This is a genomic window from Serratia sp. PF-27 (assembly GCF_030053255.1).
Lineage (GTDB): Bacteria > Pseudomonadota > Gammaproteobacteria > Enterobacterales > Enterobacteriaceae > Serratia > Serratia bockelmannii.
In genome coordinates, this window is record NZ_JASGBT010000003.1 from 22,551 (window position 1) to 40,874 (window position 18,324).

Sequence of the window (18,324 nt, forward strand, 5' to 3'; positions counted from 1 at the left end):
CGGCGCCCGAAGGATTGCAAAGCGGTGCCGAAGGTTACAAAACTTTGCTTAGAAATGCCTGAGTGCGCGGATTAGTCGGATGGCTGAAGATCTGCTGCGGTGCGCCTTCCTCCTGAATGATCCCCTGATCGATAAACAGCACCCGGTCGGCCACCTCGCGGGCAAAGCCCATCTCATGCGTTACCACCACCATGGTCATGCCCTCGTGGGCCAGCGATTTCATCACTGCCAATACTTCGCCCACCAGCTCCGGATCGAGCGCGGAGGTCGGTTCGTCGAACAGCATGATCTTCGGCTCCATCGCCAGCGCGCGGGCGATCGCCACCCGCTGCTGCTGGCCGCCGGACAGGCTGTTGGGGTAGGCGTCAATCTTGTCGAGCAGGCCGACCTTGCGCAGCAGCTGTTCAGCTTGCGTAATGGCTTCGGCGCGAGGCAGTTTCTTCACGCTTACCGGTGCCATGATGATGTTTTCCAACACCGTCATGTGCGGGAACAGGTTGAAGCGCTGAAATACCATGCCCACGCTTTCACGCATTTTGTTCAGGTCGGTTTTCTGATCGTGGACGGCGAAGCCATTCACCTCGATCTCGCCGCCGGAGAGCGTTTCCAGCGCGTTGATGCAGCGCAGGAAGGTGCTCTTCCCTGAGCCGGAAGGGCCGATGACGCACACCACTTCATTGGCGGCGATCTGACAGGAAATGCCGCGCAGCACGTGGCTCTCGCCGAACTGTTTTTGCAGGTTATGTACGCGAATCACTTTTACCGAACCTCTTTTCCATGTGTTGCACCAGCAGCGAGAGCAGGAAGGTGATGACCCAATAGACCAGCGAAATGGTCAGATAGGGCTCCCAGTAAGTGGCGTAGGCGCCGGAGACGGTACGGGCGGCATAGGCCAGATCCGCCAGGCCGATGGCGGAGGCCAGCGACGAATCCTTGACGATCGCGATGGCGTTGTTGCCCAGCGGCGGCAGCATGCGGCGGAAGGCCTGCGGCAAGATAACCTGTCGCATGGTCTTGCCGTAGCTCATGCCCAGCGAACGCGAAGCCTCCATCTGGCCGCGATCGATCGATTGGATCCCGGCGCGGAAGATCTCCGACACATAGGCGCCGGCGTTGAGCGTGATCGCCACCACGCAGGAAAGAAAGGCACCGTAGTCGGCGCGCAGAGCACGGGCGAAATCGACGCTCATCAGGCCGCTGGTGACCAACAGGCCGTCGCGCGGATTGATGAACAGTGGCACCAATGCAAAGTGCACCACCATGATCTGCACGAACAGCGGCGTGCCGCGAAAGGCGCTGATGTAGATGCGTACCGGCCACTGAACGCCGTAATGCAGGATGGGTTTCCAGATGCCGTGCGGCGCCTGCGCCAAGCGGCCCAGCCCGAGGATCAAGCCCCAGGTGGTGCCCAGCAGCACGCAGATAATGGTGCATTTGATGGTCATCCAGGCGCCTTCCATAAACAGCGGCGCGTATTCCTGGATGATCTCCCAGCGGAAGTTCAAGGGGTATTCCTTCTTGGTAGGCTGAAACGGTGGCGCGCCGACGCCCATGCGGGCGCCGGCGGCAGGGCATTATTCCGCCGGCAGCGTCGGTACGTTGCTGTCGAACCAGGTTTGGTAGATCTTGGCGTAGGTGCCGTCGGCGACGATTTTCTTCAGGCCGGCGTTGATTTTGTTGCGTAGCTCATCGTTGCCTTTGGCGACGGCGATGCCGAAATACTGGCGCTCAAACTTGGCGTCGGGCACCAACTTGAAGGCTTTCTCAGGGTGGGTTTTGATATAGAACTTGGCCACGCCGACGTCGCCGACCGCCGCGCCGATGCCGTCTTCATACAGCTCTTGCAGCATCAGCGGGGTATTGTCGAAGCGCTTGATAGCGGTGCTGTTTTTACCCAGCACGTCGGACACCACGATGTCGCCGGTGCTGGAGTTCACCACGCCGACCTTCAGTGCCTTGAGCGCGGCGATGGAGTCCACCGTCGAGTCTTGCGGCACCACGATAGCCTGCTCGGCCGGGAAGTAAGGCGCTGAGAAATCAACCATTTGCTTGCGCTTGTCGGTGATGGTGATGCCGGAAATGATGATGTCGCGATCGCCGGAATTCAACGTGGCGAAGATCCCCTCCCACGGCGTATTGATCAGTTTGATTTGGAAGCCTTCGGCCTTGGCCACCGCTTTGATGATGTCGATGTCGAAACCTTCCAGCTGCTTTTGGCTGTTTTCAAACTCGAACGGCCGATAGGTGCCGCCGGAGCCGACGACGTAGGTCGTTTCAGCCGCTAACGCGGCGGTGGAGAAGGTGGCGGCTAGGCAGGCGCCGATCAGAACTAAACGTTTTAACATCGCGATCCCCGATAATGAATGGTTATATATTGGAATTATTTATGCACTATGAGTGCATAAAAATAAGCTCCAATGAATGAAAGTGCAACCACTGCATGATAATTATTCTTTCTATGGTGTTAAATATTCACTTTTGACGTTGCTTTGGCGTAAGAAATGGGTCAGCAAGCGGCGATGCAGTGGTTCTTGCTGCATAATGGGGAAAGGGCAGTGCGTGTCTCATCGGAAAATGCGCCGCGCGTGCCGGGCAAAAGGGGCTTTTTTTGCCGCTTTCACCACGGAATTAGGCGATAAAGTCGGGAATCCTTCATCCGTATTCTGAATTTGGCGTTGAAATGCCGCTCTCAGTGTGGAGTCCAACGAGAAGTTGTGGGATGATTGGTCGGTTTTTCAGGGGGCGGAGATGGGAAAACTTACGCTGCTATTGCTGGCATTGCTCGGTTGGTTACAGTATTCACTGTGGCTGGGCAAAAATGGTATTCACGATTACGTGCGAGTCAATGAAGACGTTGCGGTCCAACAGGGCAGTAACGCCAAGTTGAAAGCGCGTAACGATCAGCTGTTTGCCGAAATCGATGATTTGAACGGCGGTCAGGAAGCGATCGAAGAGCGAGCGCGTAATGAGCTGGGCATGATCAAGCCCGGTGAGACTTTCTATCGTCTGGTTCCTGACCAATCCAGACGCAACGCGGCGTCTTCCTCGCAAAATAACGCACAAAAATAACGCATGAATCACTCCGCAGGCACCTTTCCCTCGGTGATTGCCGTCCTGCCCGCTGCCGGTATCGGCAGCCGCATGCAGGCGGAATGCCCGAAGCAATATTTAACCATCGGCCGGCACAGCATCGTCGAACACGCTATCCATGCCCTGTTGCGCCACCCGCGCATTGAACGGGTGATCGTGGCGATTAGCCCGGAAGATCGCCAGTTCGAACGGCTGCCCATCGCCCAGGATCCGCGGGTGACCGTCACTCAGGGCGGCAAACAGCGCGCTGATTCGGTGATGGCCGGGCTGAAGCTCGCGGGCGACGCGGACTGGGTGCTGGTGCATGACGCTGCGCGCCCCTGCCTGCACGCCGACGATCTCGAGCGCCTGCTGGCGATCACCGCACACAGCAAGGTCGGCGGCATTCTTGCCGCGCCGGTGCGTGACACCATGAAACGCGCCGAACCTGGCCGCGACACCATCGCCCACACCGTCGAACGGCAGGATCTGTGGCATGCGCTGACGCCGCAGCTGTTTCCGCTGCCGCTGCTCAAGCAGTGCCTGCAGCGCGCGCTGGATGAAGGCGCTAACGTCACCGACGAAGCCTCGGCGCTGGAGTATTGCGGTTATCATCCGCAGCTGATCGCCGGCAGGGCGGACAACATTAAAGTAACGCGGCCGGAGGATTTGGCGCTGGCGGCGTTCTATTTGACTCAGTTAGACAATTAAGGAGCGCACCATGCGTATCGGTCACGGTTTTGACGTACATAAATTCGGCGGCGAAGGCCCGTTGGTGATCGGTGGCGTTCGCATCCCTTACGACAAAGGTTTGCTGGCCCATTCCGACGGCGACGTTGCGCTGCACGCCGCGACCGACGCCTTGCTGGGCGCTGCGGCGCTGGGCGATATCGGCAAGCTGTTCCCCGATACCGATCCGGCTTTCAAGGGCGCGGACAGCCGCGAGCTGCTGCGCGAAGCCTGGAAACGTATCCGTGCCAAAGGATACCGCCTCGGTAACCTCGATATCACGATTATCGCTCAGGCGCCGAAAATGGCGCCGCACATCCCGCAGATGCGCGTCTTCCTGGCGGAAGATCTGCAGTGCCATATGGATGACGTCAACGTGAAGGCCACGACCACCGAGCAGCTCGGCTTCACCGGGCGCGGCGAGGGCATCGCCTGCGAAGCGGTCGCCTTGCTGATCAAGGAATAACCGCATGGATATGGCGAAACTGACCTGGCTGCATGGCCGGCCGCAGAGCACCGGGGTGTTGAAAGCCAATCCGGAAGACTTCGTGGTGGTGGAAGACCTGGGCTTTGCGCCGGACGGCGAAGGCGAGCATGTGCTGGTGAACATCCGTAAAAACGGCTGCAATACCCAGTTCGTGGCCGACTATCTGGCGCGCTTCGCCGGTATTCACGCCCGTTCCGTCAGCTATGCCGGCTTGAAGGATCGCCACGCGGTGACCGAACAGTGGTTCTGCCTGCATATGCCGGGCAAGGACACGCCGGATTTCTCACAGTTTGCGCTGGAAGGCTGCGAGGTGCTCTCGTTCGCCCGCCACCTGCGCAAAATGCGCATCGGCAACCTGAAGGGTAACCACTTTACGCTGGTGCTGCGCCACATTTCCGATCGTCAGGACGTGGAAAACCGTCTGCAGGCTATCGCCGCGCAGGGCGTGCCAAACTATTTCGGCAGCCAGCGCTTCGGCCGCGGCGGCAACAATCTGGTGATGGCGCGTCGCTGGGCAAACGACGAAATCCGCGTCAAAGAGCGCAGCAAACGCAGCTTCTACCTTTCCGCCAGCCGCAGCGCGCTGTTCAATCTGATAGTCGGCCGGCGCCTGACCGACGGCCTGCAGCGCACCGTGCTGGAGGGGGACGCCCTGCAGTTGAGCGGCCGCGGCAGCTGGTTCGTCGCCAAGGCCGATGAGCTGGAGACGTTGCAGCAACGGCTGGATGCCGGCGAGTTGGTTGTCACCGCGGCGTTGCCGGGCGACGGTGAGCCAGGCACCGCCGGCAAAGCCTTGGCTTTTGAACAACAATGCTTGGCGGAACAACCGGAATTGCTTACGCTTTTAAAGCGCGAGCGTGTCGAACCCGCTCGTCGGGCCCTGCTGTTGCAGCCGCAAAATTTGCAGTGGAACTGGTGGGATGACGTTACCGTGGAACTGCGCTTCTGGCTGCCAGCAGGCAGCTTCGCCACCAGCGTAGTGCGTGAAATTATGCTTCCCGATGATGGTGATGCGGATATCAGTGCGTAACGGAGAATACCCGTTTAGGCTTTGACAATCCCCAAAAGCCCCGGCCGGCCAAGCCGGGGCTTTTGCATTTTTATGCCAGTGCATCCAACTGCGGTGCGGCCATACCACTCAGCTCGATCGACGGTGAATTGTAATGCATGTCCGCCACCGTTTGTTGCAGATCGCGGTTACCTAACGAGAAGACGATATCCTGACTGTCAAAGCCGTGGTTGCCATTGCTGTCGATGATGATATACAGCGCATTGCCCAGCTTTATGGCTCCGACTTCCGCCAGCGCATGTTCGCTGGCGCCGCCGGTGGCTTTACTAAGCGCGGCGCTGAATAGGGATTGTGCGTCGGCACCGCCACCCAACGTGGAGAATAAGGTATTCAAATTGCTCGCATTACCGTAGTCGCCATAGGTAACCAACGATTTGCCGCCGGCCGCTGAGAACGTCCATTGCTGTGCGGCGTCGCCTGCATTGATCCGGTCGTTGGCCGCATTATAATCAGTGATTTTGACCTGGCTGGAAATGGAGCTTTGAGCGAAATTGATCGTGTCGCCATGCACACCCGAGCCATGTCCGGTGATGGTCGTGTTGCCGATCACGCTGAAACGGTCGTCTTGCGAAGCGCCTTCTACCACCAATTGCTTGCCGACCAGCGTATTGATAACTGTGCTGAACTGCCCGCTGTTTTGCAGGCTGGTCAGTGTGTTATAAAAGTCACCGCCGCCGGTCCCGCCGATTTCACTGTGAATGTCCACGCTGATTGGCGCGAGATTGCCGTTAGGGTTGCTCAACTCGCCCACGTAGATGTGGGCCAGCGAATCGGTAAAGCCCGCTTTGACATTGAGCTTCAGTACATAATTATTCGCACCACCCAGTGCGAAACCGTTGAGGCTGATATCCGTGATGTGATTGCTTCCGCCGGATAACGTTAATTCAGAATGGGTAAGGTTGGAGGTGATATTTAATATTTCCTTCACCAGACTATTCGTGTAATGACTGGTGACGGCGAAGGTACCGCCGTTGATTTTCTGGTTGCTGTAGGCGGGAGGCGTGTCGGTATAAGGATTGAACTCTTTGCCGATATCAATATTTAAATCGGTCGTGACATTGCTTCCCTGAGCTTTCGCCAGCTCGACATGTAATTTACTGGCAGCCGTTGCGTCATCAAATATACGAATGGTAGTGGGGATATATTGCCCGGCGGAGTAAGAGGCGTTAGCGTTAATTAAATGGACGTTATCAGCAAATCCGCTAAGGGCAAAAGTAAGCGGCGCACTGGGGAAGTAGGGAGATTGCTCGATGTTGCTGACATTAGCATAAGCGTTGTTGTTGATGATGGCCTTGCCGAAGATAACGCCAGCGTCAAAAGTGTGGGCTCCCTCGGTCGCTACGGGGTGCCCATCGAGGTATATGCTGCCGGTGCCGACATAGCCGGCGAGATCGATATGGCTAAATTGATCGAAGTTGCCGATGTTGCTGTTGATGACCGCGGATTTCGCGCCATTGGCGGCGGTCGAAATCAGGATATCTTTGGTGATGAAGTTGGCGGAAAGGATCGTCGTATTATTTGTGCCATATTCAGCGCTGCCATTGGCGCGAAAATTAGCGCTGACAATGTTTGGCCCACCGAGGGACGAGTTTCCTGCCCAACTTAGCATATTAAAACCGCTGCCTATCTTTATCTGTGCTTTGGAAATCGTTAAGTCTGATGTTGGAGAGATGATTACATTGGTATTGTTGATGTTGGTGAACGACAGTTTTTCTGTTTCCGGTGTCAGTTCAACCGGATAATCAGTCATTGATAAATGAGTCATAATGGTTTTCCCTTTGTGAATAATGGGGTTAAATATTTAAGGTACTGTGGCTTAGGAACCTGTAAAATATAGATGGAAAGCGACATGTATGCTGAGAAAGTGCTTTGTGTTTTATTTGGATTGGTTATTATTTAAATTGAATTTATTTCCATGGGCGTTTTTGTGCATGACTGGGCGTTCCGTATGCCGTGTTGGTGAGAACGGCGGCGCATGCTGTGCAGGCACGGTTTACCGCCGCTGTGCTGCGCTCGCCGTTTCTACGGTGAGTTCGGAGGGCGCTGACATGAGTTTGACGCGCTAGTAACACAATCAAGTTCGGTTATAATTCGGGACAAAGTGAACCAGGGTGATCCAATGAACCCGCAGCCGGACAATAACCGGATAACAAGAGTGCGGTTTTAAGTTTGCTTGTCATGACAACAAGGGGTTGAGTCTACAATGCGGATATTGCTGAGTAACGATGACGGCGTCAGCGCCCCGGGTATTCAGGTGCTGGCGGCGGCGCTGCGGGAGTTCGCCGAGGTGCAGGTCGTGGCGCCGGATCGTAACCGCAGCGGTTCTTCCAACGCCCTGACGCTGGAGTCGCCGCTGCGCACGCAGACGCTGGCCAACGGCGATATCGCGGTGCTGCAGGGGACGCCGACCGACTGCGTTTATCTTGGCGTCAACGCATTGATGCGCCCGGCGCCGGATATCGTCGTCTCCGGCATTAACGCCGGACCGAATTTAGGCGATGACGTCATCTATTCCGGCACCGTCGCGGCGGCGATGGAGGGCCGGCACCTGGGGCTGCCCGCGCTGGCGGTGTCTCTGAACGGTCACCAACACTACGCAACCGCAGCGGCCATTACCTGCCGCATCCTGCGTGCGCTGCAGCGTGAACCGTTACGCACCGGAAAAATCCTGAATATCAACGTGCCGGATTTGCCGCTGGCGGAGATCAAAGGCCTGCGCGTCACTCGCTGTGGCAGCCGTCATCCTGCCGATAAGGTCTTCTGCCAGCAGGATCCGCGTGGACAAAATCTCTACTGGATCGGGCCGCCTGGTGATAAATTTGATGTCGGGCCGGATACCGACTTTGCGGCGGTGGAACAAGGCAATGTGGCGATCACGCCGCTACAGGTGGATTTGACCGCCTACGCGGCGCAGGAAGTCGTGACAACATGGTTAACCAAGGCAGAGGTTAGCGGGGAATGGTGAACAAGCGTATGCAAACATTGCTGACGCAGCTGCGTCAGCAAGGGATCCGGGACGAAAAGCTGCTGAGAGCGATCGAGGCGGTGCCGCGCGAGCGTTTTGTCGACGAAGCGCTGGATCACAAAGCCTACGAAAACACTGCATTACCGATCGGCTCTGGCCAGACCATTTCTCAGCCTTATATGGTGGCGCGGATGACCGAGCTGCTGAATCTGAAGCCCACCTCAAGAGTGCTGGAGATCGGCACCGGTTCCGGTTATCAAACCGCCATCCTGGCGCATCTGGTGCAACACGTTTGTTCCGTCGAGCGCATCAAGGGGCTGCAGTGGCAGGCCAAGCGCCGCCTGAAGCAGCTCGATCTTCATAATGTTTCCACTCGCCACGGCGACGGCTGGCAGGGCTGGGCGTCGCGCGGTCCATTCGATGCGATCATCGTCACTGCCGCGCCGCCGGAGATCCCGCAGGCGCTGGTGGAGCAGCTGGACGACGGCGGCATTTTGGTGTTGCCGGTGGGCGAGCAGGCCCAAACCCTCAAACGCATTCAGCGTCATGGCAACGATTTCGTGGTCGATGCGGTAGAAGCGGTGCGCTTTGTGCCGCTGGTGAAAGGCGAATTGGCCTAGCGATTGTCTGATTTTTCGACCGTCTGCAAAATCTGTTGCACTTTCATCACGTGCGGATAAGGTTTTCTCGTTCCAATCAGGCTAATTTTCACTAGAATTGGCCTTTCTACGTAGTTGTCTTATGGTGCGGCGACGCCAATGTGGTTAGCATTGGCGCGCGTTTTGATGCTCCGGCGGGAGATGACCTGGCGTTCAGGGATCGGCCGGCGGCGCCTTTACATCGCAGAAACTGGGAAGTGGCAAAAGCTCGGCTACGATGTAAAGGGTATTTTGGATATATCACTGATATTGCTGTCATGGGGGAAGCATGAGCACGGGAAGCCCAATGATTACGTTACGCCGGGTAGCGGTGTGTACGATGGTAAGTTTGTGGTTGGCGGGTTGTACGAATACGGCCTCGACGTCGGCCCCTATCAGCAGTGTGGGCGGCGGCGCCGTTCCATCCGGCAATAATAATGGCGGAGTGCAGCAGGCCAGCCCAGAGGGCCGCATTGTCTATAATCGTAGTTATAACGCCATCCCAAAAGGGAGCTACAGCGGCGGTGAAACTTATACGGTCAAGCGCGGCGACACGCTGTTTTACATCGCCTGGATCACCGGCAATGATTTCCGCGACCTGGCTCAGCGCAACAATATTCCCGAGCCATACAGCCTGAATGTTGGTCAAACCATTCAGCTTGGTAATGGTTCTGCCAACGGCGGCGGCGGCATGTTGGCGACGACAGACGCGACCAAAGGCGGCGTTCCGAAGCCACCTTCCAGCGCCCAGATCCAGACGGCAACGGTTGATTCTCAATCAACTAACGCGTATTCTGAAAACTCGGGTAAACAGAATGTAGGTAAGATGTTACCTGCAGCAGGTGCCGCAGCGGTTGGGACCGCGACTGCGCCTGTTACCGCGCCGGAAGCCGCTCCACCCGTGAGCAGCACCGTCAGCAACAGCGCTCCGGTCAGTACCTGGAGATGGCCGACTGACGGTAAGGTTATTGATAACTTTTCCTCATCAGAAGGTGGGAATAAAGGTGTCGATATCGCCGGTTCTCGTGGGCAGTCTATCTTCGCTACCGCCGATGGTCGCGTAGTGTATGCAGGCAACGCTTTACGGGGTTACGGTAATCTAATCATCATCAAACATAATGATGATTACCTGAGCGCCTACGCTCATAACGACACAATGCTGGTCCGGGAACAACAAGAAGTGAAGGCGGGTCAAAAAATAGCCACCATGGGTAGCACCGGTACCAGTTCAGTACGTTTGCATTTTGAAATTCGTTACAAGGGGAAATCCGTAAACCCGCTGCGTTATCTTCCGCAGCGATAGATTGGGCAGAATACGCTGAGATTCTGCTCGCGGTATCACGGGTAGGAGCAGCATATGAGCCAAAATACGCTGAAAGTTAACGAGTTACATGATGATGCGGATTTCGACGAGAATGGAGCTGAGGCCGAGTCGTTTGATGAAAAAGCGCTGGTAGAAGAAGAGACCAGCGAGAACGATTTAGCGGAAGAAGAGCTGTTGTCTCAAGGCGTTACGCAACGCGTATTGGATGCGACGCAGCTCTATCTGGGTGAGATCGGTTATTCACCTCTGCTGACCGCAGAGGAAGAAGTCTATTTTGCGCGGCGTGCTCTGCGCGGTGACGTGCCGTCCCGCCGTCGCATGATTGAAAGCAACCTGCGGCTGGTGGTGAAAATCGCCCGCCGCTACAGCAACCGTGGTCTGGCGCTGCTGGATCTGATCGAAGAAGGTAACCTCGGTTTGATTCGCGCAGTGGAAAAATTCGACCCGGAACGCGGTTTCCGCTTCTCCACTTATGCAACCTGGTGGATCCGTCAGACGATTGAACGGGCGATCATGAACCAAACCCGTACTATTCGTTTGCCTATCCATATCGTCAAAGAACTGAATGTCTATCTGCGCACCGCGCGTGAGCTTTCCCATAAACTGGATCATGAACCGAGCGCTGAAGAGATTGCCGAGCAACTCGACAAGCCGGTGGATGACGTCAGCCGCATGCTGCGCCTGAATGAGCGCATCACTTCGGTGGATACGCCGCTGGGCGGGGATTCGGAGAAAGCGCTGCTGGACATTCTGGCCGACGAGAAGGACAACGGGCCTGAAGACACCACGCAAGATGACGATATGAAACAAAGCATCGTCAAATGGTTGTTCGAACTGAACGCCAAACAACGTGAAGTGTTGGCGCGTCGTTTCGGCCTGCTGGGCTATGAAGCGGCGACGCTGGAAGACGTAGGCCGGGAGATTGGCCTGACGCGCGAGCGCGTCCGTCAGATTCAGGTTGAAGGTCTGCGCCGTCTGCGTGAGATTCTGCAGATGCAGGGCCTGAGCATTGAGGCGCTGTTCCGCGAATAACGCCGGTTGTTGAACCGCATCAAATAAAAACGGTGAGCATTATGCTCACCGTTTTTTTATGCCTGCGTTTGGCGCCTGACTACACCATATTTTTCAGCCGGTAGATCCATTCCAGCGCCTGGCGCGGCGACAGGGAATCCGGATCCAGCGCTTCCAGGGCTTCAACCGCCGGCGAGGCCTCTTCCTGCAGCAGCGTCATCTGGGTGGCATCGACGCTGCCCGACGCGGTGTGGCTGGAGATAGACTCCAGCTCGCGCAGCTTCTGGCGGGCGCGCTTGATGACGTCGCGCGGCACGCCAGCAAGCGCGGCGACCGCCAGGCCATAGCTTTTGCTGGCAGCCCCGTCCTGTACGCTGTGCATAAAAGCGATGGTGTCGCCATGTTCGAGCGCGTCCAGATGCACGTTGACCACGCCCTCCATTTTCTCCGGTAGGGTCGTCAGTTCGAAGTAGTGGGTGGCGAACAGTGTCATCGCCTTGATGCGGTTAGCCAGGTTCTCGGCGCAGGCCCAGGCCAGCGACAGGCCGTCGTAGGTGGAGGTACCGCGGCCGATTTCATCCATCAACACCAGGCTGTGCTCGGTGGCGTTGTGCAGGATGTTGGCGGTTTCGGTCATCTCCACCATGAAGGTGGAGCGGCCGGAAGCCAGATCGTCCGCCGCGCCGACGCGGGTGAAGATGCGATCCACCGGGCCGATGGTGGCCTTGGTGGCCGGCACGTAACTGCCGATGTGCGCCATCAGCACGATCAGCGCCGTTTGCCGCATATAGGTGCTTTTACCGCCCATGTTCGGGCCGGTAATGATCAGCATGCGGCGCTGCGGCGACAGGGTGAGCGGGTTGGAGATAAACGGTTCGCTCAGCACCTGCTCCACCACCGGGTGGCGGCCTTCGGTAATGCGGATCCCCGGCTGCTCACTCATGGTCGGGCAAGCGTAGTTCAGGGTATCGGCGCGCTCGGCCAGGTTGGCCAGCACGTCCAGCTCGGCCAGTGCGGCGGCGCTCTGCTGCAGCTCCGCCAGGTGCGGCAGCAGCAGATCGAACAGTTCGTCGTACAGGCTTTTCTCGATCGCCAACGCCTTGCCCTTGGAGGTGAGCACTTTGTCTTCGTACTCTTTCAATTCCGGGATGATGTAGCGCTCGGCGTTTTTCAACGTCTGGCGGCGCACATAGTGGATCGGCACCAGATGGCTTTGGCCGCGGCTCACCTGAATGTAGTAGCCATGTACGCCGTTAAAACCGACCTTGAGCGTATCCAGCCCCAGCTTTTCACGCTCGCGGATCTCCAGCCGGTCGAGGTAGTCGCTGGCGCCATCGGCCAGTGCGCGCCACTCGTCCAGCTCGCTGTTGTAACCGGGGGCGATCACGCCGCCGTCGCGCACCAATACCGGCGGCGATTCAATCACCGCGCGCTCCAGCAGCTCGCGCAGCTCGTCGAACTGGCCCACCTGCGACAGCAACTGCTGCACGTGCGGGGTGTCCACGTCTTGCAGCAGCGCGCGGATGTCCGGCAGTTGCTGGAAAGCATGACGCATGCGCGCCAGATCGCGCGGACGCGCGGTACGCAGCGCCAGGCGCGCCAAAATTCGCTCCTGATCGCCCACCTGGCGCAGCGAAGGCTGCAGATCGGCGAACAGCTCCTGCAATGCGCCGATCGCCTGTTGGCGGGCGGTGAGAACCTTGATATCGCGGGTCGGCATGTGCAGCCAGCGTTTCAGCATGCGGCTGCCCATCGGCGTGACCGTGCGATCGAGGATCGCCGCCAGCGTGTTGTCGCTGCCGCCGGACAGGCTCTGCGTCAGTTCCAGGTTGCGGCGGGTCGCGGCGTCCATGATGATGCCGTCCTGCTGGCGCTCCATAGTGATGCCGCGAATATGCGGCAGCGAAGTACGCTGGGTATCTTTGACGTACTGCAGCAGACAGCCGGCGGCGCGCAGCGCCTGGTGCGCCTGCTCGACGCCGAAGCCGGTCAGATCGCGGGTGCCGAACTGCAGGTTGAGCTGTTGGCGTGCGGTCTCCAGTTCGAATTCCCACAGCGGACGGCGGCGCAGGCCGTGGCGCTGTTCGATCAGCGCCATGTGTTCGAAGGTTTCCGGGTAGAGCAGCTCGGCCGGATTGGTGCGCTGCAGCTCGGCGGCCATGGTTTCCAGATCTTGCGGCTCGGCGACGCGGAAGCGGCCGGAGCTGACGTCCAGCGTGGCATAACCGAAGCCGCGCGCATCCTGCCAGATCGCCGCCAGCAGGTTGTCCTGGCGTTCTTGCAGCAGCGCTTCGTCGGTGATGGTACCGGGGGTGACGATACGCACCACTTTGCGCTCGACCGGCCCTTTGCTGGTGGCCGGATCGCCGATCTGTTCGCAGATGGCGACGGACTCGCCGAGCTGCACCAGCTTGGCCAGGTAGTTCTCCACCGCGTGGTGCGGCACGCCGGCCATCGGGATCGGTTCACCCGCCGAAGCGCCGCGTTTGGTCAGCGAGATATCCAGCAGTTGGGAAGCGCGCTTGGCGTCATCGTAAAACAGCTCGTAGAAGTCGCCCATGCGGTAGAACAGCAGGATTTCAGGATGCTGGGCCTTGAGGCGCAGGTACTGCTGCATCATCGGCGTGTGCGAATCGAGTTTATCGGTGCTATTCATGCGATTATTTTTCCAATCCATTGAATGTAAAGGGAACTGTGATTTTCATTGTCGTCATTCGCTATCACATTGTTTCAGCAGGCGCCGCCCCCCTTTAGCGTTTGGCGAGCGGCGCAAATCAAATCATCAAAACGCCAAACGGCGCGCTCAAACCCGAGGTTTGCACAGACGCTTATACTAGCCTAGCGGGCAATCGGCTGTCACAGATAAAAATGGGAAGCGCTGCGCAAGGCCGGTTTGTAACGCAGCGAGATTGTTGTTCGCCTGCGGGCAACAACGCAAGTGTCGCCGCCCGCAGTGGGGGGGCGACTTTATTGCGCGGCGGTGAGAGGCAGGGGCAGTTGATAGAGGCGGAAACTGTCGGGCACTTCGGTTTCATGGCCGGGCAGCAGACGGTGGCGGATGCGCGACTCGCTGACGAAGGCGCAGCCTTGTGGGGTGATAGTCAGGTTAACCGGCGACTCCATGCCTTCGCGCAAGACCTCAAGTTGGTGCATCCCTGCCGCCTTGGGTGACGGGATCCGCAGGATCCGCCCTTGGCCGCTCTGGATCCCGTTTTCCAGCACGATCAGCGCACCGTCCGGCGCCAATCCCATTCCGTCCGGGTTTTCAATCAGGCGCGGCAGCTGCATTTCCGTCAGCTGCGGCTGCGGATCGTTATAGCTGAGGGTATAAAGCTTACCGGTGCCGAAATTGGCGACAGCCATCAGCCGATCGTCGAACAGCACGATCCCGGCGGCGCCCAGCTCGCTGGGGGCCGCCAATCGCGCATCCTGAAACAGCGTACTGAATGCCGCTTCGCCCGGCCGCAGGCGCAGGATGCCGCCGCCGCGGGTTTCCGTTACGTACACCGTGCCGTCTGCGCCGAGCACGATATCGTTGCCCATTTCCCCCGTCGGCAGTGCCAGGCTGCGGTTGAGGGTGCCATCCGCGACGTTCAGCGCATAGATGCGGTTGGCCCGCGTTTTGCCGCCGGAAAGGAAGTCCGGCGAATTGCCCCACAGCAACCCGCGCCGTTCGTCCAGCCGCAGCGCGTTTGAGGCGAACACCGTGTCAGCGCCAGGGAAAAAGGTTTCCCACGCTTTACCCGGCCGCTTGCGCAGCACGTTGCCGCTGGTGATCAGGCCGACATACAGCGTGCCGTCCGCCGCGCGGGCGATGCCGTTGGGGTAAAGCGCGCCGGGCGGCAGCGTCATGCTGCTTTCGGCGCAGTGGGTATTGGCGGCGGCCTGCGCCGGAGTGGTCAGGGGGAGTGCGGCGGCGAGGGTGAACAACGCTGCTCGCGCGGTAAGCGCATATGACATGTCTTCTCTCCTGGAATGACGGAAAAGGGGCTACCAGCGATCGGGGCGGGCAGCCTGTGCCATTGGCGCCTCCAGCGCGGCGAGGTCTTCCGGCGATAGCCTGAGGGTGAGCGCTGCCAGCGCATCCTGCAGATGGTGCGGCTTGGACATGCCCACCAGCGGCGACGCCACGCCGGGTTTGGCCAGCAGCCAGGCCAGCGCGATCTGCGCCGGTGGAACGCCGCGTGTGGCCGCCACCTCCGCGACCGCCGCGACGGTGCGTTCCACTTCGTTTCTGCCGCCGTACCAACGGGGCGCCTGTTCGTCGGTGGCGGCGCGCAGCGTGCCGGCGTTGCCGGAGCCGGCCAGCACGCCGCGGGCCAGCGGCGACCAGGGCGTCAGGCTGAGCCCCTCCTCCAGACACAGCGGGATCAGCTCCTCTTCATCTTCACGCGTCACCAGGTTGTATTGGCTCTGCAGCGAAATAAACGGCGCCAGGCGGTGCTGACGTTGAAAGGCCAGCATTTTCATCAGGCGCCAGGCGTGCAGCGAGGAGGCACCGAGATAGCGGATCTTGCCCGCCCGCACCAGGCCATCGAGGGTGTCGGCGGTTTCTTCGATCGGCGTTTCGGTGTCGAAGCGGTGCAGCACAAACAGATCGAGGTAATCCGTCCCCAGCCGCTGCAAAGAGGCGTCGACGCTCTGCAGCAGGTGCTTGCGCGACAGCCCTCGGCTGTTCGGCTGCGCGTCCATCGGAAAGTAGGCCTTGGTGGCGATCACCACGTCTTCGCGGCGGGCGAACGCCTTCAGGGCGCGGCCGAGAATGCGCTCGCTTTCTCCGCCGGAGTAAATGTTGGCGGTATCGAAAAAATTGATGCCCGCTTCCAGCGTTTCGCGGATAAAGGGGCGCGCTTCATCTTCCTTCAGCACCCAGGGGCGCCAGGCCGGATCGCCATAGGTCATGCAGCCCAGGCAGAGACGAGACACTTTCAGGCCGCTGTCGCCAAGCCGAACGTAGTTCATGGCATCGTCTCCTCAGCGCATGCCGGCGATGGTGTAACCGCCGTCCACCAGCAGGCTTTGGCCGGTGATGAAGCGGGCCTCGTCCGTCGCCAACCACAGCGCCACATCGCCGATGTCTTCCGATTCGCCCAGGCGGCCGGCGGGCGTATGGGCTATAAAGGGCGCGAACGCCGCGCTGTCGGCCACGCTGCCGCGCGCCATCGGCGTGTCGATGATGCCGGGGTTGATGTTGTTGACGCGGATGCCCTGGCCGCTGTATTCGAGCGCCACCGCGCGGATCATCGCATCGAGCGCCCCTTTGCTGGCGGAGTAGCTGGATGAGCCGGCCAGCGCGCCGTGGGTCAGCCAGGAGGAGGTGTTGATGATCACGCCGCCCGAGTGCTGAGCTAGGAAGGTTTCAATCTCGTATTTCATCGCCAGCCAGACGCCTCTGAGGTTAATGGCGATCACGCGGTCAAAATCCTCGCTGCTCTGTTCGGTGATGGGGGCGAAGTTGCCGATGATGCCGGCGTTGTTGAAAGCGACGTCGAGCCGGCCGTAGTGGGCGGTCACTGCGGCGAGCAGCCTACGGATATCGTCTTCCAGGGAGACGTCGGCCACGATGGGCAGGGCGTCACCGCCGGCCAGCGCGATATCGCGCGCCGTGGCTTCGATCTCCGCCGCGCGCCGGCCGACCAGTGCGACTTTGGCGCCCTCGCGGGCATAGGCCAGCGCCGCAGCGCGGCCGATACCGGTACCGCCGCCGCTCACCAGTACGACTTTGTCTGCCAGACGGCGCGGCGTTTCATGGGTTGGAGCTGTAGCATTAATCATCGCATCGATACCTGGTAATGGGTTCGATCGCAATGCTATGTTGTTAGATGACGGATAACTATCCGCTAAAAACTCATCTCACTATTAGATAATTTATATCAATAGCATGAAGAAACCCGAACTGTCCGGCCTGGCGGCCTTCGTGGCTATCGCCAGTGAACGCAGCTTCCGCCGCGCCGCCGCCCGATTGGGCGTGACGCCGCCGACGCTGACCCACACCCTGCGCGAACTGGAGGCGCAGGTGGGCATTCGCCTGCTGAACCGCACCACCCGCAACGTCTCGCCGACGGAGGCCGGAGAGCATCTGCTGGCGCAGCTGGTGCCGGCTTTTACCGACATCGACGCCGCGCTCGAGAGCCTGAATGCGTTTCGCGAAGGGCCGCGCGGCCTGGTGCGCATCAACGCGCCGCGTTCTGCGATCGATCTCGCCATCGTGCCGCATCTGGGGCGGTTGGCCAGCGAATACCCCGGCATTACGCTGGAAGTGGTGGCGGACGAGGGGTTCGCCAACATCGTCGAGCAAGGCTTTGACGCCGGCATCCGGCTCGGTGAGGACCTGCATAACGATATGCGCGCGGTGCGCCTGACACCGGATCTGCGTTTCGCCATCGTCGCCACGCCGGACTATTTTCAGCGGCACGGCGAGCCGACGCATCCGCGGGATTTACTGCAGCACCGTTGCATCGGTTGGCGCAAAGCCTTTTCAGGCGAGCGCTACAAATGGGCTTTTCAGCAGGGGGAGCAGCGATTTTCTGTGGCGGTTAACAGCCCGTTGATACTCGATGACGGCAGGATGATGGTGCAGGCGGCGCTGGCGAACGTCGGCATCGCTTTTGCCATCGAGCAGGAGGTGGAAGAATACCTGGCGAGCGGGCGGCTGCGGCGGGTGCTGGCCGACTGGTGCGCGCCGTTTCCCGGTTTTTACCTCTATTACCCCAACCGCAGGAACCATTCCGTGGCGCTGGCCACGGTGATCGAGTTGCTGCGTCTGCCCATGTAATCCTCTTCGCCTGCTGCCGTCGCGTTCGGATGGCAGCAGCCGAATCAAGCTTGAACTATTTTTACTCCCTCGCCGTTTGTTCAGGCGCAAATAACCTCTTAAATTCTCATCGAGTTCATAACTTGCTGTTTATAATTGTCATTTGATTATTTATTACGAATATTCTGAGTTTTTATCGGTTATTTGAGAGCCCGGTCACACTATTTTTTTGTGCAAAATGTGAAGAGGGTCAATCCATCAGGTCAATGAGAGACGGT

Annotated in this window: 17 protein-coding genes; 9 read left to right on the forward strand and 8 right to left on the reverse strand. The window is 59.0% G+C overall.

Features of this window, described 5'->3' with window-relative positions:
• Positions 1-34: 34 nt before the first annotated feature.
• The 3 genes from QMZ29_RS01060 to QMZ29_RS01070 form a co-directional block, all read right to left on the reverse strand.
• Positions 35-757 carry an amino acid ABC transporter ATP-binding protein gene (locus tag QMZ29_RS01060; protein WP_043135839.1) on the reverse strand — a complete coding sequence of 241 codons (723 nt, stop codon included), beginning with the start codon at positions 755-757 and terminating at the stop codon, positions 35-37.
• Positions 741-1,460 carry an amino acid ABC transporter permease gene (locus QMZ29_RS01065; RefSeq protein WP_042706788.1) on the reverse strand — a complete coding sequence of 240 codons (720 nt, stop codon included), beginning with the start codon at positions 1,458-1,460 and terminating at the stop codon, positions 741-743. The genes QMZ29_RS01060 and QMZ29_RS01065 overlap by 17 nt, the downstream gene beginning before the upstream one ends.
• A gap of 114 nt (positions 1,461-1,574) precedes the next feature.
• Positions 1,575-2,345: a basic amino acid ABC transporter substrate-binding protein gene (locus tag QMZ29_RS01070; RefSeq protein WP_025301618.1), complete on the reverse strand. Its 771-nt coding sequence runs from the start codon at positions 2,343-2,345 to the stop codon at positions 1,575-1,577.
• 403 nt (positions 2,346-2,748) lie between these two features.
• Between QMZ29_RS01070 and ftsB the strand changes: the two genes are divergently transcribed.
• The 4 genes from ftsB to truD are packed head-to-tail and all read left to right on the forward strand — an operon-like array spanning position 2,749 to position 5,315.
• Entirely contained in the window at positions 2,749-3,069 is a 321-nt protein-coding gene (gene ftsB, locus QMZ29_RS01075; RefSeq protein WP_021505314.1) for a cell division protein FtsB, read from the forward strand.
• Positions 3,070-3,072: 3 nt separating this feature from the next.
• On the forward strand, positions 3,073-3,780 hold the full coding sequence (gene ispD, locus QMZ29_RS01080) for a 2-C-methyl-D-erythritol 4-phosphate cytidylyltransferase (RefSeq protein ID WP_049204753.1): 708 nt from the start codon (positions 3,073-3,075) through the stop codon (positions 3,778-3,780).
• Between the two features lie 10 nt (positions 3,781-3,790).
• Positions 3,791-4,264: a 2-C-methyl-D-erythritol 2,4-cyclodiphosphate synthase gene (gene ispF, locus QMZ29_RS01085; protein ID WP_004932594.1), complete on the forward strand. Its 474-nt coding sequence runs from the start codon at positions 3,791-3,793 to the stop codon at positions 4,262-4,264.
• A gap of 4 nt (positions 4,265-4,268) precedes the next feature.
• Complete coding sequence (truD, locus tag QMZ29_RS01090) at positions 4,269-5,315, forward strand: tRNA pseudouridine(13) synthase TruD (protein WP_261427522.1); 1,047 nt, start codon at positions 4,269-4,271, stop codon at positions 5,313-5,315.
• Positions 5,316-5,385: 70 nt separating this feature from the next.
• On the opposite strand, the gene QMZ29_RS01095 is transcribed toward truD, so the two are convergent.
• Complete coding sequence (locus QMZ29_RS01095) at positions 5,386-7,119, reverse strand: hypothetical protein (protein WP_261427521.1); 1,734 nt, start codon at positions 7,117-7,119, stop codon at positions 5,386-5,388.
• Between the two features lie 438 nt (positions 7,120-7,557).
• Here QMZ29_RS01095 and surE point away from each other — a divergent pair, with 438 nt between their 5' ends.
• From surE to rpoS, 4 genes are all read left to right on the forward strand, one after another.
• Entirely contained in the window at positions 7,558-8,319 is a 762-nt protein-coding gene (gene surE / locus QMZ29_RS01100) for a 5'/3'-nucleotidase SurE (RefSeq protein WP_261427520.1), read from the forward strand.
• Positions 8,313-8,939, forward strand: a complete 627-nt coding sequence (locus tag QMZ29_RS01105; protein WP_004932585.1) for a protein-L-isoaspartate(D-aspartate) O-methyltransferase — start codon at positions 8,313-8,315, stop codon at positions 8,937-8,939. The genes surE and QMZ29_RS01105 overlap by 7 nt, the downstream gene beginning before the upstream one ends.
• Before the next feature lie 325 nt (positions 8,940-9,264).
• Positions 9,265-10,260, forward strand: coding sequence for a murein hydrolase activator NlpD (nlpD, locus tag QMZ29_RS01110; protein ID WP_261427518.1), 996 nt, complete (start codon positions 9,265-9,267; stop codon positions 10,258-10,260).
• Positions 10,261-10,314: 54 nt separating this feature from the next.
• Positions 10,315-11,313, forward strand: a complete 999-nt coding sequence (gene rpoS / locus QMZ29_RS01115; RefSeq protein ID WP_004932578.1) for an RNA polymerase sigma factor RpoS — start codon at positions 10,315-10,317, stop codon at positions 11,311-11,313.
• A gap of 79 nt (positions 11,314-11,392) precedes the next feature.
• On the opposite strand, the gene mutS is transcribed toward rpoS, so the two are convergent.
• From mutS to QMZ29_RS01135, 4 genes are all read right to left on the reverse strand, one after another.
• Entirely contained in the window at positions 11,393-13,948 is a 2,556-nt protein-coding gene (mutS, locus tag QMZ29_RS01120) for a DNA mismatch repair protein MutS (protein ID WP_261427516.1), read from the reverse strand.
• Between the two features lie 311 nt (positions 13,949-14,259).
• Positions 14,260-15,252: a Vgb family protein gene (locus QMZ29_RS01125; protein ID WP_261427514.1), complete on the reverse strand. Its 993-nt coding sequence runs from the start codon at positions 15,250-15,252 to the stop codon at positions 14,260-14,262.
• Between the two features lie 30 nt (positions 15,253-15,282).
• Entirely contained in the window at positions 15,283-16,254 is a 972-nt protein-coding gene (locus QMZ29_RS01130; protein WP_261427512.1) for an aldo/keto reductase, read from the reverse strand.
• Positions 16,255-16,266: 12 nt separating this feature from the next.
• Positions 16,267-17,067, reverse strand: coding sequence for an SDR family NAD(P)-dependent oxidoreductase (locus QMZ29_RS01135; protein ID WP_049294839.1), 801 nt, complete (start codon positions 17,065-17,067; stop codon positions 16,267-16,269).
• 106 nt (positions 17,068-17,173) lie between these two features.
• Between QMZ29_RS01135 and QMZ29_RS01140 the strand changes: the two genes are divergently transcribed.
• Complete coding sequence (locus QMZ29_RS01140; RefSeq protein WP_261427510.1) at positions 17,174-18,067, forward strand: LysR family transcriptional regulator; 894 nt, start codon at positions 17,174-17,176, stop codon at positions 18,065-18,067.
• The last annotated feature ends 257 nt before the right edge of the window (positions 18,068-18,324 follow it).

Excerpts from the sequence above, each read along its gene's own strand:
- QMZ29_RS01095 (WP_261427521.1), bottom strand. The coding sequence starts at position 7,119 with ATGACTCATTTATCAATGACTGATTATCCGGTTGAACTGACACCGGAA.
- rpoS (WP_004932578.1), top strand. The coding sequence starts at position 10,315 with ATGAGCCAAAATACGCTGAAAGTTAACGAGTTACATGATGATGCGGAT.
- surE (WP_261427520.1), top strand. The coding sequence starts at position 7,558 with ATGCGGATATTGCTGAGTAACGATGACGGCGTCAGCGCCCCGGGTATT.
- ispF (WP_004932594.1), top strand. The coding sequence starts at position 3,791 with ATGCGTATCGGTCACGGTTTTGACGTACATAAATTCGGCGGCGAAGGC.
- QMZ29_RS01070 (WP_025301618.1), bottom strand. The coding sequence starts at position 2,345 with ATGTTAAAACGTTTAGTTCTGATCGGCGCCTGCCTAGCCGCCACCTTC.
- QMZ29_RS01135 (WP_049294839.1), bottom strand. The coding sequence starts at position 17,067 with ATGATTAATGCTACAGCTCCAACCCATGAAACGCCGCGCCGTCTGGCA.
- ispD (WP_049204753.1), top strand. The coding sequence starts at position 3,073 with ATGAATCACTCCGCAGGCACCTTTCCCTCGGTGATTGCCGTCCTGCCC.
- ftsB (WP_021505314.1), top strand. The coding sequence starts at position 2,749 with ATGGGAAAACTTACGCTGCTATTGCTGGCATTGCTCGGTTGGTTACAG.
- mutS (WP_261427516.1), bottom strand. The coding sequence starts at position 13,948 with ATGAATAGCACCGATAAACTCGATTCGCACACGCCGATGATGCAGCAG.
- nlpD (WP_261427518.1), top strand. The coding sequence starts at position 9,265 with ATGATTACGTTACGCCGGGTAGCGGTGTGTACGATGGTAAGTTTGTGG.
- truD (WP_261427522.1), top strand. The coding sequence starts at position 4,269 with ATGGATATGGCGAAACTGACCTGGCTGCATGGCCGGCCGCAGAGCACC.
- QMZ29_RS01065 (WP_042706788.1), bottom strand. The coding sequence starts at position 1,460 with ATGGAAGGCGCCTGGATGACCATCAAATGCACCATTATCTGCGTGCTG.
- QMZ29_RS01105 (WP_004932585.1), top strand. The coding sequence starts at position 8,313 with ATGGTGAACAAGCGTATGCAAACATTGCTGACGCAGCTGCGTCAGCAA.
- QMZ29_RS01130 (WP_261427512.1), bottom strand. The coding sequence starts at position 16,254 with ATGAACTACGTTCGGCTTGGCGACAGCGGCCTGAAAGTGTCTCGTCTC.
- QMZ29_RS01125 (WP_261427514.1), bottom strand. The coding sequence starts at position 15,252 with ATGTCATATGCGCTTACCGCGCGAGCAGCGTTGTTCACCCTCGCCGCC.
- QMZ29_RS01140 (WP_261427510.1), top strand. The coding sequence starts at position 17,174 with ATGAAGAAACCCGAACTGTCCGGCCTGGCGGCCTTCGTGGCTATCGCC.